The 16762-nt window shown below is 56.8% G+C and carries 16 protein-coding genes; 4 read left to right on the forward strand and 12 right to left on the reverse strand.

Going from position 1 to position 16762, the window contains the following annotated elements; genetic code table 11:
- Positions 1-15 precede the first annotated feature (15 nt).
- Entirely contained in the window at positions 16-435 is a 420-nt protein-coding gene (gene nusB / locus DBY73_RS11315; RefSeq protein ID WP_112011241.1) for a transcription antitermination factor NusB, read from the forward strand.
- 79 nt (positions 436-514) lie between these two features.
- Positions 515-1486: a thiamine-phosphate kinase gene (gene thiL / locus DBY73_RS11320; RefSeq protein WP_112011242.1), complete on the forward strand. Its 972-nt coding sequence runs from the start codon at positions 515-517 to the stop codon at positions 1484-1486.
- Between the two features lie 590 nt (positions 1487-2076).
- On the opposite strand, the gene DBY73_RS11325 is transcribed toward thiL, so the two are convergent.
- From DBY73_RS11325 to xseB, 4 genes are all read right to left on the reverse strand, one after another.
- On the reverse strand, positions 2077-3051 hold the full coding sequence (locus DBY73_RS11325; RefSeq protein WP_112011243.1) for an aldo/keto reductase: 975 nt from the start codon (positions 3049-3051) through the stop codon (positions 2077-2079).
- 62 nt (positions 3052-3113) lie between these two features.
- Complete coding sequence (gene dxs / locus DBY73_RS11330) at positions 3114-4976, reverse strand: 1-deoxy-D-xylulose-5-phosphate synthase (RefSeq protein WP_112011244.1); 1863 nt, start codon at positions 4974-4976, stop codon at positions 3114-3116.
- A gap of 24 nt (positions 4977-5000) precedes the next feature.
- Positions 5001-5900: a (2E,6E)-farnesyl diphosphate synthase gene (gene ispA / locus DBY73_RS11335; RefSeq protein WP_112011245.1), complete on the reverse strand. Its 900-nt coding sequence runs from the start codon at positions 5898-5900 to the stop codon at positions 5001-5003.
- Position 5901: 1 nt separating this feature from the next.
- On the reverse strand, positions 5902-6144 hold the full coding sequence (gene xseB / locus DBY73_RS11340; RefSeq protein WP_045328337.1) for an exodeoxyribonuclease VII small subunit: 243 nt from the start codon (positions 6142-6144) through the stop codon (positions 5902-5904).
- A 172-nt stretch (positions 6145-6316) separates the two neighbouring features.
- Between xseB and thiI the strand changes: the two genes are divergently transcribed.
- The gene (gene thiI / locus DBY73_RS11345; RefSeq protein ID WP_112011246.1) at positions 6317-7765 is read left to right on the forward strand and encodes a tRNA uracil 4-sulfurtransferase ThiI; all 1449 of its coding nucleotides are present in this window, start codon (positions 6317-6319) and stop codon (positions 7763-7765) included.
- Between the two features lie 114 nt (positions 7766-7879).
- Here the strand turns inward: thiI and yajL are convergent, their stop codons facing one another.
- Entirely contained in the window at positions 7880-8470 is a 591-nt protein-coding gene (gene yajL / locus DBY73_RS11350; RefSeq protein WP_112011247.1) for a protein deglycase YajL, read from the reverse strand.
- On the reverse strand, positions 8430-9344 hold the full coding sequence (gene panE / locus DBY73_RS11355; RefSeq protein WP_112011248.1) for a 2-dehydropantoate 2-reductase: 915 nt from the start codon (positions 9342-9344) through the stop codon (positions 8430-8432). The genes yajL and panE overlap by 41 nt, the downstream gene beginning before the upstream one ends.
- A gap of 124 nt (positions 9345-9468) precedes the next feature.
- Between panE and DBY73_RS11360 the strand changes: the two genes are divergently transcribed.
- A complete protein-coding gene (locus DBY73_RS11360) occupies positions 9469-9960 on the forward strand; it encodes a YajQ family cyclic di-GMP-binding protein (protein ID WP_040076922.1) in 492 nt (163 codons plus the stop codon).
- 31 nt (positions 9961-9991) lie between these two features.
- Here the strand turns inward: DBY73_RS11360 and DBY73_RS11365 are convergent, their stop codons facing one another.
- The 6 genes from DBY73_RS11365 to cyoA all read right to left on the reverse strand — a co-directional run bounded on the left by DBY73_RS11365 (position 9992) and on the right by cyoA (position 16287).
- Positions 9992-11353, reverse strand: a complete 1362-nt coding sequence (locus DBY73_RS11365) for an MFS transporter (protein WP_112011249.1) — start codon at positions 11351-11353, stop codon at positions 9992-9994.
- A 149-nt stretch (positions 11354-11502) separates the two neighbouring features.
- Positions 11503-12390: a heme o synthase gene (gene cyoE, locus DBY73_RS11370; protein ID WP_112011250.1), complete on the reverse strand. Its 888-nt coding sequence runs from the start codon at positions 12388-12390 to the stop codon at positions 11503-11505.
- 11 nt (positions 12391-12401) lie between these two features.
- Positions 12402-12728: a cytochrome o ubiquinol oxidase subunit IV gene (locus DBY73_RS11375; protein ID WP_006176899.1), complete on the reverse strand. Its 327-nt coding sequence runs from the start codon at positions 12726-12728 to the stop codon at positions 12402-12404.
- Positions 12728-13342, reverse strand: coding sequence for a cytochrome o ubiquinol oxidase subunit III (locus tag DBY73_RS11380; RefSeq protein WP_112011251.1), 615 nt, complete (start codon positions 13340-13342; stop codon positions 12728-12730). Before DBY73_RS11380 ends, DBY73_RS11375 begins: the two co-directional genes overlap by 1 nt.
- On the reverse strand, positions 13332-15323 hold the full coding sequence (gene cyoB, locus DBY73_RS11385) for a cytochrome o ubiquinol oxidase subunit I (RefSeq protein WP_112011252.1): 1992 nt from the start codon (positions 15321-15323) through the stop codon (positions 13332-13334). The genes DBY73_RS11380 and cyoB overlap by 11 nt, the downstream gene beginning before the upstream one ends.
- A gap of 16 nt (positions 15324-15339) precedes the next feature.
- Positions 15340-16287: a cytochrome o ubiquinol oxidase subunit II gene (gene cyoA / locus DBY73_RS11390; RefSeq protein WP_112011253.1), complete on the reverse strand. Its 948-nt coding sequence runs from the start codon at positions 16285-16287 to the stop codon at positions 15340-15342.
- Positions 16288-16762: the final 475 nt, after the last annotated feature.

Here is a 16762-nt window from a genome sequence, read left to right on the forward strand (position 1 = left end):
TGTAAGGGGAATTCCGTGAAACCTGCTGCTCGTCGCCGCGCCCGTGAGTGTGCCGTCCAGGCACTTTACTCCTGGCAGTTGTCCCAAAACGACATCGCTGATGTTGAGTACCAGTTCCTGTCAGAACAGGACGTTAAAGACGTTGACGTTCTGTACTTCCGTGAACTGCTGTCGGGAGTGGCGACTAATAGCGCGTATCTCGATGGTCTGATGAAGCCTTATCTGTCCCGCCTGCTCGATGAGCTGGGTCAGGTAGAAAAAGCGGTGCTGCGTATCGCCCTGTTTGAGCTGTCCAAGCGTGACGATGTGCCGTACAAAGTGGCCATCAACGAAGCGATTGAGCTGGCGAAAACCTTCGGCGCTGAAGACAGCCACAAGTTCGTCAACGGCGTGCTGGATAAAGCCGCACCCGCGATCCGTCCCCGCAAAAAGTGATCCGCAAGCCGGAGCTTCGCATTGCCCAACCGGCGGTGCGGCTCCGGTTTTTTTTATTTAATTTGCTGAGGCATAACGTATGGCATGCGGCGAATTTTCCCTGATTGCCCGTTATTTTGACCGTGTCAGAACCTCTCGTCTCGACGTTGAAACCGGCATCGGCGATGACTGCGCACTTCTCAATATTCCCGAAAAGCAGACGCTGGCAATCAGCACCGACACGCTGGTGTGCGGTCGTCATTTCTTACCCGATATCGATCCTGCCGATCTGGCTTACAAAGCGCTCGCCGTTAACGTGAGCGATCTGGCGGCGATGGGCGCCGATCCCGCGTGGCTAACGCTGGCGTTGACCTTGCCGAACGTCGATGAAGCCTGGCTTGAAGCCTTCAGCGACGCGCTCTTTGACCAGCTTAACTACTACGACATGCAGCTGATCGGCGGTGACACCACCGCCGGGCCGCTGTCGATGACGCTGGCTATCCACGGTTACGTCCCGGTCGGGCGCGCGCTCAAGCGCTCCGGGGCGAAGCCCGGTGACTGGGTTTACGTTACCGGTACGCCGGGTGACAGCGCGGCGGGCCTGGCGATCCTTCAGGACCGACTGGCGGTTGCAGATCAGGACGATGCCGCGTATCTGGTGAAGCGTCACCTGCGCCCGACGCCGCGCATTCTCCACGGCCAGGCGCTGCGCGATCGCGCCAGCTCGGCTATCGATCTTTCCGACGGGCTGATCTCCGATCTGGGCCATATTCTTAAGGCCAGCGGCGTCGGCGCGCGTATCGACCTCGACCCGTTCCCGCTGTCGGAGCCACTGCTGCGCCACGCCGAACCGGAGCAGGCCCTGCGCTGGGCGCTCTCCGGTGGTGAAGACTACGAGCTGTGCTTTACCGTCCCCGAGCTCAATCGCGGAACGCTGGACGTGGCGTTGGCCCATCTCGGCGCGCGGTTTACCTGCATTGGGCAAATCATGCCGGAGAGTGAAGGGCTGCAGTTTGTACGTGATGGCGCTCCGGTCACGCTCGACTGGAAAGGTTACGATCACTTCGCGTAAGTTTTGCCGGGGGTGCTGCGCTTACCCGGCCTGCGGGTTTTGTTCCCTCTCCCTTTGGGCTGAGGGTTCCCCACAAATTCCAGTCTGGCACCGAATACCCCCTCTCCCTGGAGGGAGAGGGCCGGGGTGAGGGGGGAACATACGGCAGTGGTGGTTATTCCGTTCACTTTATGAGCGTTGCTACTCTGAAATCACATTACTTGTGAACGTGTTAAGGAGGCTCATCGCCGCCTCCTTAACAATCCGGGCTCCCGGCAGAGAAAATCGCCGCTTCGCAGGTTGTTCGCCCCATCCCTGGGGCTCCCCCCTTCGGGGCCAGCACAAGTGCTGTCCAAAATTGCTCCCGGCAATTTTGTCTTCGGCTTATTCCTTCCGGCTTATCGGGGACGGGCGGAGGCAACGTCCCTGTAAAGCCGCCCTCTCGGCGCATCCCTGCGCCTCGCCCCGGCCTGCAGGAAACGCCTCAGCGATTTTCAGCCGGACCGGGGGGCGCTGTAAGCTCTTTATTCTGTTAATAAAAACTTAATCGCTTCTGAATAAAATTTTTCTGGGGACTACTCAGCCCTCTGGGAGAGGGTTAGGGTAAGAGCTTACCTAAATCCTGCCACCGGATGCTGCTGATACGGCGTCTCCAGCTCGGCAATCTGCTCCGGCGTCAGCGTTATATCTACGGCGCTTAACAGCTCATCCAGCTGTTCCTCGCGTGAGGTGCCGATAATCGGTGCAGCAACGCCGCGTTTACTCAGCAGCCACGCCAGCGCCACCTGCGCGCGCGTCGCGCCGAGTTCGTCGGCAATGCCTGCTAAACGTTCGGCAATCAGCGCATCGCTGGCTTCCGTTCCTTCGTATAGGTTTTTCCCCACCTCATCCGATACCAAGCGGGCGGTTGTTTCTCCCCACGGGCGCGTCAGGCGGCCTCGTGCCAGCGGGCTCCACGGGATCACCGCCACGCCTTCCTGGTAGCAGAGCGGCAGCATGTCGCGCTCCTCTTCACGATAGATCAGGTTGTAATGATCCTGCATGGTCACAAACCGCGCCCAGCCGTGCTGTTTTTGCAGGTCGAGCGCCTGCGCGAACTGCGAGGCGTGCATAGACGACGCGCCGATATAGCGCGCTTTGCCGGCCTTCACCACGTCGTTAAGCGCCTCCAGCGTCTCTTCTATCGGCGTGTTGTAATCCCAGCGGTGGATTTGCAGCAGGTCGACGTAGTCCATGTTCAGACGACGGAGGCTGTCGTCAATGGAGCGCAGGATCTGCCCGCGGGACAGGCCCTCGGCCAGGTCGCCCACCGGGAAGTACACCTTGGTGGCGACGACAATCTCATCGCGGCGAGCAAAGTCGCGAAGGGCGCGGCCGACGATCTCCTCGCTGCTGCCGTCGGAGTAGCTGTTGGCGGTATCAAAGAAGTTAATGCCGCCGTCGAGGGCGCGCTTGATGATCGGGCGGCTGCTCTCTTCCGGCAGCGTCCAGGCGTGATTGCCCCGGTCAGGCTCGCCGAAGGTCATACAGCCCAGGCAAAGTCGGGACACCTTGAGATCGGTTTTTCCTAATGTGTTGTATTGCATGGTTCGCTCCTGCTCTTAAACATTACGTTTAAGCATAGCAGGAGCGAAAAGAGGGGAAGGAATCAGTCCAGCCAGGTGCGGATTTTGGCTTCGATACCGGCGGCGTCCAGGCCAATCGCCGCGCGGGCTTCGTCCTGGGTGCCCTGCGGAATAAAGTGATCCGGCAGGCCGAGGTTCAGCACCGGAACGGCCTTACGGTTCGCCATCAGCACTTCGTTTACGCCGCTGCCCGCGCCGCCCATAATGGCGTTCTCTTCCAGCGTGACCAGCACGTCGTGGCTTTCCGCCATGCTCAGAATCAGCGATTCGTCGAGCGGCTTCACGAAGCGCATATCAACCAGCGTTGCGTTTAGCGCTTCTGCCGCTTTTGCCGCTTCCGGCATCAGCGTGCCGAAGTTCAGGATCGCCACTTTCTCACCGCGACGCTTCAACAGGCCTTTACCGATCGCCAGTTTTTCCAGCGGCTGCAGTTCAACGCCGACCGCATTGCCGCGCGGATAGCGCACCGCACTTGGGCCATCCTGATAGTGGTAGCCGGTGAACAGCATCTGGCGACATTCGTTTTCGTCAGACGGCGTCATGATGACTATATCCGGAATGCAGCGCAGGAACGACAGGTCGAACGCGCCCTGGTGCGTCTGGCCGTCCGCGCCGACGATGCCCGCGCGGTCGATTGCAAACAGCACCGGCAGCTTCTGGATCGCCACGTCGTGGATCACCTGATCGTAGGCGCGCTGCAGGAAGGTGGAGTAAATCGCGACAATTGGCTTATAGCCGCCAATCGCCAGGCCCGCGGCGAACGTCACCGCGTGCTGCTCGGCAATCGCCACGTCAAAGTACTGGTCAGGGTATTTTTTGGAAAACTCGACCATGCCGGACCCTTCACGCATCGCGGGGGTGACGGCCATCAGCTTGTTGTCCTTCGCGGCGGTTTCGCACAGCCAGTCGCCGAAGATCTTCGAATAGCTCGGCATGCCGCCGCTGCTTTTAGGCAGGCAGCCGCTGGTCGGGTCGAATTTTGGCACCGCGTGGAAGGTGATCGGATCTTTTTCCGCCGGTTCGTAACCGCGCCCTTTTTTGGTCATGATGTGCAGGAACTGCGGGCCTTTCAGGTCGCGCATGTTCTTGAGCGTGGAGACCAGCCCCAGCACGTCGTGGCCGTCGACCGGGCCAATGTAGTTAAAGCCTAATTCTTCAAACAGCGTGCCCGGCACCACCATGCCTTTGATATGTTCTTCGGTGCGCTTGAGCAGCTCTTTGATCGGCGGGACGCCGGAGAAGACTTTTTTACCGCCTTCGCGCAGGCTGGAGTAAAGCTTGCCGGAGAGAAGCTGCGCCAGATGGTTATTCAGCGCGCCGACGTTTTCAGAGATCGACATCTCGTTATCGTTGAGGACAACCAGCATGTCCGGCTTGATATCGCCCGCGTGATTCATCGCTTCGAAGGCCATACCGGCGGTGATCGCGCCGTCGCCAATCACGCAGACGGTGCGGCGCTGCTTGTTCTCTTTTTCCGCGGCGACGGCAATACCGATCCCGGCTGAAATGGAGGTGGAAGAGTGGCCGACGCTTAAGACGTCATACTCGCTCTCACCGCGCCACGGGAACGGGTGCAGGCCGCCTTTCTGGCGAATGGTGCCAATTTTATCGCGACGACCGGTCAGAATTTTGTGCGGATAGGCCTGATGACCCACGTCCCAGATCAGCTGATCGAACGGCGTGTTGTAGACGTAGTGCAGCGCCACGGTCAGCTCAACCGTGCCAAGCCCGGAGGCGAAATGGCCGCTGGAGCGGCTGACGCTGTCGAGCAGGTAACGACGCAGTTCGTCGCACAGCTTCGGCAGGCTCTCTTTCGGCAACAGACGTAGCTCCTGGGTGGAATCCACTAACGCCAGCGTCGGGTATTTGGCAATATCAAAACTCATCAAAGGCTCATCGTGACAGGTTGTTTATTTATTACGCTGGATTATGTAGTCCGCTAGCGCTTCCAGTGCCGAGGTATCCAGCGATTGCGCGGCCAGCGCATTCAGCGACTGGCGGGCATCCTCTATCAGGTCCCGGGCTTTACGTTGGGCTTGCTCAAGGCCCAGCAGGGCGGGGTAGGTACTTTTGCCAAGCTGCTGGTCCGCACCCTGACGTTTACCCAATGTTGCAGTATCGCCCACCACATCCAGAATGTCATCCTGAACCTGGAATGCCAGGCCGATACTTTCCGCGTATCTGTCGAGAATCGGCAGGGCGTTACGCCCCCGTTCACCCGCGCTCAGCGCGCCCAGGCGAACGGCTGCGCGGATGAGCGCCCCCGTCTTGTGGCGGTGAATGCGCTCGAGCTGTTCAAGATTCACCTGACAGCCTTCCGCCTCGAGGTCGAGCGCCTGGCCGCCGCACATGCCGGCGACGCCGCTGGCCATTGCCAGTTCGGACACCATCGCCAGGCGATCGCGATCGTTCACTTCAGCCATCGGGGCATCGCTCAGGATTGAGAACGCCAGCGTTTGCAGAGCATCGCCCGCCAGAATGGCATTCGCTTCGCCAAACTTAATATGGCATGTGGGCTGGCCGCGGCGCAGATCGTCGTCGTCCATGGCGGGTAAATCATCGTGGATCAGCGAATAGGCATGGATGCACTCAACGGCGGCAGCCGGGGCGTCCAGCGTGGTGTCGCTGATGCCAAACATATTGCCTGTCGCATAGACCAGGAACGGACGCAGGCGCTTTCCACCCAAGAGTGCGCCATAGTGCATGGCTTCCACCAGTGGAGTGTTCTGAAAAGGCTGTGGCGCGATAAAACGGCGCAGCGCGTCGTTGGCGCGAACCACGCGCGCCTGAAGCTCGTTGGCGAAATCCATTTTACTCGGCGTCCGGTGTGAAAGGCGTTGTTTTTGCATCTTCGCTGTCGGACAGCAGGATCTGCACGCGCTGCTCGGCCTGCTGCAGTTTGACCTGGCCCTGGCGCGCCAGCTGTACGCCACGCTCGAATTCGTTGAGCGCCTCTTCCAGCGGGAGATCGCCGCTTTCAAGACGGGTGACAATCTGCTCAAGTTCATTCAGCGCAGTTTCGAAGCTGGCCGGTGCGTCATTTTTCTTTGGCATAGTGAATGTGACTCTTTCTATTTTTTGCCCCGTCATGGTAACGGACTCAGGCGGAGAAGCAAATAACGCGCAATGGTGATATACTCGCGCGCCTGGATGCAGCCACGGGTGTGGGCTGCTGTACTCTTTCCATTACAAGCCTTTTCGGGCTTGCCTAAGAAACATTGCCGCCATGAAGTTTATCATTAAATTGTTCCCTGAAATCACCATCAAAAGCCAATCTGTGCGTTTGCGCTTTATTAAGATCCTGACCGGGAACATTCGTAACGTATTAAAACACTACGACGAAACCCTTGCCGTGGTGCGCCACTGGGACCACGTTGAAGTGCGTGCCAAAGACGAAAATAAACGTCTTGATATTCGCGACGCCCTGACCCGCATTCCGGGCATCCACCATATCCTGGAAGTGGAAGACGTCCCGTTCAGCGATATGCATGACATCTTCGAAAAAGCGCTGGTCCAGTACCGCGACCAGATCGAAGGAAAAACCTTCTGCGTGCGCGTGAAGCGCCGCGGCAAGCATGAGTTTAGCTCCATTGAAGTGGAGCGCTACGTTGGCGGCGGCTTGAACCAGCACGTTGAATCCGCGCGCGTGCGCCTGACCAACCCGGACGTCACCGTTAACCTGGAGATCGAGAACGATCGCCTGCTGCTTGTGAAGGGCCGCTACGAAGGGATTGGCGGCTTCCCGATCGGCACACAGGAAGACGTGCTGTCGCTGATCTCCGGCGGCTTCGACTCCGGCGTGTCCAGTTATATGCTGATGCGTCGCGGCTGCCGCGTACACTACTGCTTCTTTAACCTGGGCGGCGCGGCGCACGAAATCGGCGTTCGTCAGGTAGCGCATTATCTGTGGAACCGCTTCGGCAGCTCCCACCGCGTGCGTTTTGTGGCGATCAACTTTGAGCCCGTGGTGGGCGAAATCCTTGAGAAGGTCGACGACGGCCAGATGGGCGTCATCCTGAAGCGCATGATGGTGCGTGCGGCCTCCAAAGTGGCCGAGCGCTACGGCGTGCAGGCGCTGGTCACCGGTGAAGCGCTGGGCCAGGTCTCCAGCCAGACGCTGACCAACCTGCGCCTTATCGACAACGTGTCCGATACGCTGATCCTGCGTCCGCTGATTTCTCACGATAAAGAGCACATCATCGATCTGGCGCGCGAAATTGGCACCGAAGATTTTGCTCGCACCATGCCGGAATACTGCGGCGTGATCTCAAAAAGCCCGACCGTCAAAGCGGTGAAAGCTAAGATCGAGGCGGAAGAAGAGAACTTCGATTTCAGCATTCTGGATAAAGTGGTGGAAGAAGCGTCCAACATTGATATCCGCGAGATTGCCCAGCAGACCGAGCAGGAAGTGGTTGAAGTGGAGACCGTGAGCGGTTTCGGCGCGAACGATGCGATTCTGGATATTCGCTCTATTGACGAGCAGGACGACAAGCCGCTGCAGGTTGAAGGCGTCGACGTGGTTTCCCTGCCGTTCTACAAGCTGAGCACGAAGTTTGGCGACCTCGACCAGAGCAAAACGTATCTGCTGTGGTGCGAGCGCGGGGTGATGAGCCGCCTGCAGGCGCTCTACCTGCGCGAGCAGGGCTTTGCGAATGTGAAGGTGTATCGCCCGTAGTTCATTGTAGGGGAGTGCGGCCTGATGCCCTCACCCCGGCCCTCTCCCACGGGGAGAGGGCGAAAAGATGAGCTCGTGTAGGCCGGGTAAGCGTAGCTGCCACCCGGCTTTTTATTATTCGTAGTAGTTATAAATCCCCGCGGCCATCACCAGCGATGACGCCACTTCATACGCTTTTTCGCGCCCGACCACCAGATCGATAATCTTCAGGCCAAAATCAATCGCCGTGCCCGGTCCCTGACTGGTCAGCAGGTTAACGCGCGGGTCCCATACAACGCGCTTGTCCACCCACTGATCTTCCGGAATGGTCTCCTTCAGCGCCGGGAAGCCGGTCATATTGCCGATCGGGAAGATGTCGTGCGGCACCAGTACCGTACCCGCCGCCGCGCAGATAGTTGCCACGATGCGACCGGAAAGATGGAACTGGCGGACGGTTTCGACCAGCAGCGGGCTGTCACGGAAACATTCGGCGCCTTTCAGGCCGCCGGGCAGCACGATGATGTCGTAATCGCCATCTGCCACTTCAACCAGCGGCGCATCCGCGAGGATCTTCACGCCGCGTGAGCAGGTAATCGCCAGGCTACCGTCGCTGGCGACGCTGGCCGTTGTGACGTCAATACCGCCACGCACCATTAAATCAATGGTGGTGACCGCTTCCATCTCTTCACTCCCAGGGGCGAGACAGACCAGTGCCGACGCGCTCATATTCACTCTCCTTCCGTTTAACTCTGTCATACAGGCGGGCGTTTTCCGGCACGCTGATACCGTGCGCGCGGGCGCGCTTTAGCAAATAGCCGGTGATGTAGTCGATTTCCGTGTGGCGCAATCCCCGAACGTCCTGCAGCATTGAGGAGATATTTTCTGCCGTACTATCAATCACCTGCTCGACATAATAGCGTAAATCGTCTGCCGAGGTGTGTAAGCCCTCACGTTCGACCACGGCGGCGACCTCGGCGCACAGCGCTGCTATCTCCTGCGGGTGGTTTTTCAGCGCGCCGTTGGGGCAGTCCCACAGGGCCGTCAGCGGATTGATAACGCAGTTCACCGCCAGCTTTCGCCACAGCTGGGGAAGAATGTTGTTGTGCCAGGCGACGTCCGGCAGGACTTTTTGCAGAACGTCCGCCAGATAGCTGTAGTCACCCTCGCGCTCGCGGGCCGGGCCGACGTGCGTCACGCCGCTGGCGACGTGAACGATAATATTACCGTCACGCCGCGCCGCGTGGGTGGTTGTCGCCATCAGCAGCGGCTGGCGGATGTTTTTTAACTCATCAAGGGTGCCCATGCCGTTATGCAGCAGCAAAATGGGCGACGTCGGGGGGAGCTGTCCAGCAAGGGCTTTCACCGCGTCTGAAACCTGCCAGGCTTTCAGCGTGACCAGCAGCAGGTCGCTTTGCGCCAGGAAGTCGGGATCGTTCGCGGTCAATGACTCGTTAAAGATGCTTCCGTCTTCAGCGATCAGGTTCACGCTGCAATAGGGCTGCGGCACGCGTAGCCAGCCCTGAACGTCGTGTCCGTGCGTGCGGAGCGCGGCCAGCCACAGCTGGCCCAGGGCGCCGCATCCGAGCACTGTAATTTTCATGGTTCCTCCTCACCCGCAACTGCGCCAGGTGTTACGGCCTAAGTATAGCGCCGTCAGCTAAGCTTCTCGTTATGCCTCGTTGCGGGTATTATGCAACGCAACAAAAGTGAAGGGAGAAGAAAAGATGCCATCTTTCGATATTGTTTCCGAAGTTGATATCCAGGAAGTACGCAACGGCGTGGATAACGCCAGCCGTGAGGTTGAGTCACGTTTTGATTTTCGCGGCGTTGAGGCGACGTTTGAGCTGAACGACGCGAATAAGACCATCAAGGTGCTGAGCGAGTCTGATTTCCAGGTCAATCAGCTGCTGGACATTCTGCGCGCCAAGCTGCTCAAGCGCGGCATTGAAGGGACGTCCCTGGACGTGCCTGAAGAGTTTGTGCACAGCGGCAAAACCTGGTTCGTTGAAGCGAAGCTTAAGCAGGGCATTGAGAGCGCGGTGCAGAAGAAAATCGTTAAGCTCATCAAGGACAGCAAGCTGAAGGTGCAGGCGCAGATCCAGGGCGAAGAGATTCGTGTGACCGGTAAATCTCGCGATGACCTGCAGTCCGTGATGGCGCTGGTGCGCGGTGGCGATTTGGGACAGCCGTTCCAGTTTAAAAACTTCCGCGATTAAAACGAAAATGCCCGGTTTACCGGGCATTTTTTCAGGCTTTTAGCGCCTGCTCGACCTCAAAGCGGTTCGTCACCTTGCTGTCGATTTTGACGTAAACGCTTCTTTCCTCCGGCACGACCAGCACCTCGCTCACGCCGTCTTTCTCTTCCAGACGCTGCTTAAGGTTGTCCCCAATTTCGACGTCCTCGGGAATTTCCACGCGCAGGCTGCTGACATACTGCGGCTCTTTCATTGTGCTGGAGACCAGCAGCCAAACCATCGCCAGCAGAGCGCCCGCCAGGAAGACGGTTTGCGAATCAAATAGCCCGTCTACCCAGCCGCCGAGCGAGCCACCGATGGCCACGCCGAGAAACTGGCTGGTGGAGTAAATGCCCATCGCGGTGCCTTTATAGCCTGCCGGAGACTCTTTGCTAATTAGCGACGGCAGCAGGGCTTCCATGAGGTTAAACGCCAGGAAGAAAATCTGGACGCCGATAACCAGCTCCCAGAAGTGCGGGCCGGAACCCCACAGCACGATTTCCGCTATCACCAGCAGCGCCACGCAGCCCACGAAGACGCGCTTCATCCTGCGCTTCACTTCGGCATAGATGATAAACGGCACCACGGAGACGAACGAAATCAGCATCGTCACCAGGTAAATTTTCCAGTGTTCGGCGGCCGGGAAACCTGCGGCGGCAAGCTGGCCGGGCAGGGCGACGAAGGTGGACATCAGCAGGATGTGCAGACACATAATGCCGAAGTTGAGTTTTAGCAGCCGCGGCTCAACGATGACTTTGCTAAAGCAGCCTTTCACCATGCCGGATTCACGGTTAAGAACGTGGTTTTTGCTGTCCGGCACCACCCACAGCGTCAGGGCGATGCCGGCGGTTGCCAGCGCGGCAATCATCCAGAACAGGGCGTGCAGGCCCAGCTTATGCGTAATGATGGGGCCGAGCACCATCGCAATCGCAAAGGTCACGCCGAAGCTGACGCCGATAAAGGCCATCGCCTTGGTGCGGTTCTGCTCGCGGGTTAAGTCTGACAGCAGCGCCATGACGGCGGCGGCAATGGCGCCGGAGCCCTGAAGCGCGCGGCCAAGAATGATCCCCCAGATGGAGTGGGAGAGGGCGGCGATGACGCTGCCGAGCACAAAGATAAGCAGCCCGCCGACGATCAGGGGCTTGCGGCCCACGCGGTCCGAAAGCAGGCCGAAGGGGATCTGGAAAACGGCCTGCGCCAGGCCGTAGATGCCAATCGCCAGGCCAATCAACGCCTCGCTGGCCCCCTGAAGCGCCATGCCGTAAGTGGTCAGAACGGGCAGGACCATAAACATGCCAAGCATCCGCAGCGAGAAAACAGTCCCTAAGCCCCAGGTCGCGCGTAGCTCGCCCGGCGTCATTTTATAATCGTTCATTACCACCTCAGTTCAAGAGCAGGCCATAGTGTAGTGCGGGGAAGGGACGGGGTAAATAATGGGTTATTTAACAAATATTACATGCGTAACCAATAGATTTGGTGAATAAAAAAGGGTGCCGAAGCACCCTTTTAATCACTTAACGTGGCTTACCAGACGTAAGTCAGCAGGCTATGTGAATCCGGTACCATAAAGTCGACGGACATCATCACGCTCAGAGCGGTAATGGCGATGATAGAGAAGCCGAACAGCTTGCGCGCCCAGACCTTGTCATCTTCCACTTTGTAACCGCGCAGCGCCATGCCGAGCCACCAGACGCTTACCGCAGCCGCGACGATGAGATATTTATATCCCGCGTAGCCGCCCAGCGAAAGCATCAGCGTTGCCACGGCAAAGGCGATGATGTACAGCGTAATGTGGTTCTTGGCGACCGAAATGCCCTTCACGACCGGCAGCACCGGAATGTTCGCTGCCTGATAATCCTTGAAGCGGAAAATCGCGATGGCGTACGAGTGCGGCATCTGCCACAGGCTAAAGATAGCCAGCAGGATCAGCGCACCGCTGTCGAACTCGTTCGTGACGGCACAGTAGCCAATCACCGGCGGCGCAGCGCCGGAGAGAGAGCCAATCAGCGTGCCGTAGACGGAGTGGCGCTTCATATACAGGCTGTAAACGCCCACATAGACCACGAACCCCATCACGGCGAGCCAGCAGGCCAGCGGATTAGCCCCGAACCACAGCAGCATAAAGCCAGCAATACCCAGCAAGGTGGCGTACACCAGCGAGACGGAAGGGGCGATCAGGCCTTTCACCAGCACCCGATTTTTAGTCCTTTCCATCTTCTTGTCGATATCCATGTCGATGTAGTTGTTAAATACACAACCGGACGCAACAACCAGTGACACCCCAACCAGCGTGCATGCGAAGAGGGTGTAATCAATGCTGCCCTTCGAGGCCAGCAGGAACCCTCCGATCACGGAGATCAGGTTGCCAAAGATGATGCCTGGTTTCGTTACTTGCAGGTATTGCTTAAACATACTCGCCGCTCTTAGTGAACCATCATGTTGTAGTTAAGGTTCCACATAATCCAGATGGAACCGACTACCAGGATAGCGATGATAATCACGGTAAAGATAAAGGCGGTCATATTCCAGCCTTCATCGGACTTGGTGTTCATGTGCAGGAAGCAAACCAGATGCACCAGAATCTGAATCACCGCCGTTACCAGGATTGCACCCAGGATAACCGGCTTAGACGCAGAACCGCTCATCACCATCCAGAACGGGATCACCGTGAGGATGATCGACAGGATGAAACCTGTCATGTAGGTTTTTACGCTACCGTGGGAAGCGCCATGATCGTTTGAATGACTCATTACATCGCCCCCATCAGATAAACAACTGAGAACACACAGATCCATACCACGTCCAGGAAGTGCCAGAACAGGCTCAGGCACATGATACGGGTACGGTTAGTGCTGGTCAGGCCGCGACGGGAGATCTGGAACATCAGTACCGCCATCCAGATCAGGCCCGAGGTTACGTGCAGACCGTGCGTACCGACCAGCGCGAAGAACGCGGACAGGAAGCCGCTGCGATCCGGACCCATGCCTTCAGCAATCAGGTGATGGAATTCATAGAGTTCCATCCCGATAAAGCCAGCACCAAACAGCCAGGTCAACGCCAGCCAGGAGACAACCTGGCTCTTGTTGTTTTTGTACATGGCGATCGCCGCCATGCCGTAGGTGATGGAGCTGAATAACAGCAGTGCGGTTTCTACCAGCACGAACGGCAGTTCAAAAATGTCCTTGCCGGTCGGGCCGCCCGCCGTGCCGTTCACCAGAACGGCATAGGTCGCGAACAGACAGCAGAACAGAATGCAGTCGCTCATCAGGTAGATCCAGAAACCGAAGACTTTCGTCGGTCCCGTATCGTGGTGCGCATGTTCATGCGCGTGGGCAGTCGAGTGCGCCAGAGTATCAGTTGCCATTTTTCAGCCCCGCTTTAGAAATCTCATCGAAATGCTGGTTTTCCAGTTTTTCGACTTCACGGACTGGTACGTAGTAGTCCACGTCCTCGTCAAAGCTCTTCACAATCCAGCTGATGACGATGCCGGCAAAGCCAACAATCGCCAGCCACCAGATGTGCCAGATCATTGCGAAACCAAATACCGTTGCGAAGGCGGCAATCACAATGCCCGCACCGCTGTTTTTCGGCATGTGGATTTCTTCGTAATGCTCAGGTTGCTTGTACGCTTCGCCTTTCTCTTTCATTTCCCAGAATGCGTCACGCTCATGAATGTGCGGCACAACGGCAAAGTTATAGAACGGAGGAGGGGAGGAGGTTGCCCACTCCAGCGTACGGCCACCCCATGGGTCACCGGTCAGGTCACGGTTCTGATCGCGGTCGCGAATAGACACGTAGTACTGAATCAGCTGGCACAGGATACCGCAGGCAATCAGCGCCGCGCCGCCCGCTGCAATCACCAGCATTGGGTGGAACTGCGGGTCGATCTGCTGGCTGAGGCGACGAGTCATCCCCATGAAGCCCAGCACGTACAGCGGCATAAACGCCACGAAGAAGCCGATGATCCAGAACCAGAACGCGCGTTTGCCCCATTTTTCGTTCAGCGTGAAGCCAAACGCTTTAGGCCACCAGTAGGTTACGCCAGCGAAGCAGCCGAAGACGACGCCGCCGATGATAACGTTGTGGAAGTGCGCAATCAGGAACAGGCTGTTGTGCAGAACGAAGTCAGCGCCCGGAACCGCCAGCAGTACGCCGGTCATCCCACCTACGGAGAAGGTGACGATGAAGCCGATGGTCCACAGCATCGCTGAGTGGAACACGATACGGCCCTGGTACATGGTGAACAGCCAGTTGAAGATCTTCACCCCGGTAGGGATGGCGATAATCATAGTGGTGATACCGAAGAAGGCGTTTACGTTCGCGCCCGCACCCATGGTGAAGAAGTGGTGCAGCCAAACGATGAACGACAGCACGGTAATACACACGGTTGCCCACACCAGAGAGGTGTAACCAAACAGGCGCTTACGCGAGAAGGTCGCCGCGATTTCGGAGAACACACCGAACACAGGCAGAACCAGAATGTACACTTCCGGGTGACCCCAGGCCCAAATCAGGTTGATGTACATCATCATGTTGCCGCCCATATCATTCGTGAAGAAATGGGTGCCCAGATAGCGATCCAGGGTCAGCAGCGCGATGGTGACGGTCAGAATTGGGAACGACGCGATAATCAGGACGTTGGCGCACAGAGATGCCCAGGTAAATACCGGCATCTTGAACATCGTCATGCCTGGGGCACGCATCTTGAGAATGGTCACGAAGAAGTTAATACCGGTCAGCGTGGTACCGACACCGGAGAGCTGTAGCGCCCAAATCCAGTAGTCAACGCCCACGCCCGGACTGTACTCAATTCCCGAAAGCGGCGGATAGGCCAGCCAGCCGGTCTGAGCAAATTCGCCCACGCCCAGAGACAGGTTAACCAGGATAACGCCGACAACCGTGAACCAGAAGCTCAGGTTGTTCAGGAACGGGAACGCAACGTCGCGCGCGCCGATTTGCAGCGGCACAACCACGTTCATCAGGCCGATAACCAGCGGCATCGCCACGAAGAAGATCATGATAACGCCGTGAGCGGTAAAGATCTGATCGTAGTGGTGCGGCGGCAGGAAGCCCGCTTCACCCGCGGACGCAAGCGCCTGCTGGCTACGCATCATGATCGCATCCGCAAAGCCACGAATTAACATGACGATACCGACGATGCAGTACATGATGCCGAGTTTTTTGTGGTCGACGGAGGTCAGCCACTCTTTCCACAGATAGCTCCACTTACCAAAGTAAGTGATTAAGGCCACTAAGGCCGCGCCACCGATGATAATTGCAGCCACCGTAACCATGATAATCGGTTCATGGTAGGGCACTGCATCCAGTGTTAATTTTCCGAACATTTTCTTCCTCGGCCCCTTAGTGAGCGGTTTCCGCGTGGCTCATGTCCATGCCTTCCATACCTTCGTGCGAGCTGTGCTCACCTTCAGGCTGGGTCATGTCCATGCTCATGCCGTGATCCATAAATTTGCCAATAACGTCTTTGAACAAATTCGGTTTCACGTTAGAGAAGTACTCCACCTTGTTGTATTCGCTAGGTGTCGCCACTTTTTCGAACGCCGCCATGTCAGACATGGTGTTGGTAGACTGTTTCGCTTTTTCGACCCACTGGTCGAAGGTTGCGCGGTCTGGCGTAGCGATAGCTTTGAACTTCATACCCGAGAAGCCCGGGCCGCTGTAGCTGGCGGAGATACCGTCGTAGGTGCCTGCTTCATTGGCAATCAGGTGCAGGTTAGTCTGCATACCGGCCATCGCGTAAATCTGGCTGCCCAGACGCGGAATAAAGAAGGAGTTCATTACGGAGTTAGATGTCACTTTGAACTGAACCGGAGTGTTCGCCGGGAAGGCGATTTCATTCACGGTAGCAATGCCCTGCTCTGGATAGATGAAGAACCATTTCCAGTCCATGGAGACCACTTCGATGGTAATAGGTTTTTCATCGTGAACCAGCGGTTTGCTAGGCTCAAGCGCGTGAGTGGTTTTCCAGGTCAGTACGGCAAGGAACAGGATGATCAGAATAGGCACCGTCCAGACCACAGCTTCAACTTTGTTGGAGTGTGACCAGTTAGGGCTATACTTCGCATCTTTGTTGCTCGCACGATACTTCCAGGCGAAACCAACAGCCATCAAAATGGCTGGAATAACCACAATCATCATCAGGCCAAATGCCGTCAGAATCAGCGAACGTTGTTCCAGTCCAATCTGTCCTTTGGGGTCTAGTAGTGCAGAATCGCAGCCACTGAGTAATACAGTGCCCGCGAATAATGACAACCATCCCAAACTTTTATTGTATTTCCCGAGTCTCATTTAACGACCTCAATTCCACGGAGTCTGGTGGCGTTTAAAGTGTGGGGGCATTTTACGGGAAGGTTACATTACTGTAAACATCATTAGGGCTGTGTCAGGAAGGTGTTACTGGGTTCTGCCGCACATGTCACAAGTGTTGCAAATTATGTCGATTTCTAAGACAGAGGCCGCATGGCGTGGGCATTATAACGAAAGGCGTTTTTAGCATACCCTAAACGGGGCAATTGGTATAACCATTATGAAATTTATACAAATAATTAACAATTAATTATCAATAAAAGGACAATTGAAAAACGAAAATTTAATCAGCTCGATGCTGAATCGTTTAATGAAAAATAGCGAACGCCCCGAGGCTCCAATAATTTCCGAAAGCTATCCCGCACAAAACAACAAATATATTTTCAGCGAGCGTCGGTTATTTCGCCGTTATAATTTCACTTCGTGATTACAACGGGAAATAACCGTTCGTCTTTTC

It is taken from the genome of Enterobacter sp. RIT418 (assembly GCF_003057745.1).
Classification (GTDB): Bacteria; Pseudomonadota; Gammaproteobacteria; order Enterobacterales; family Enterobacteriaceae; genus Enterobacter.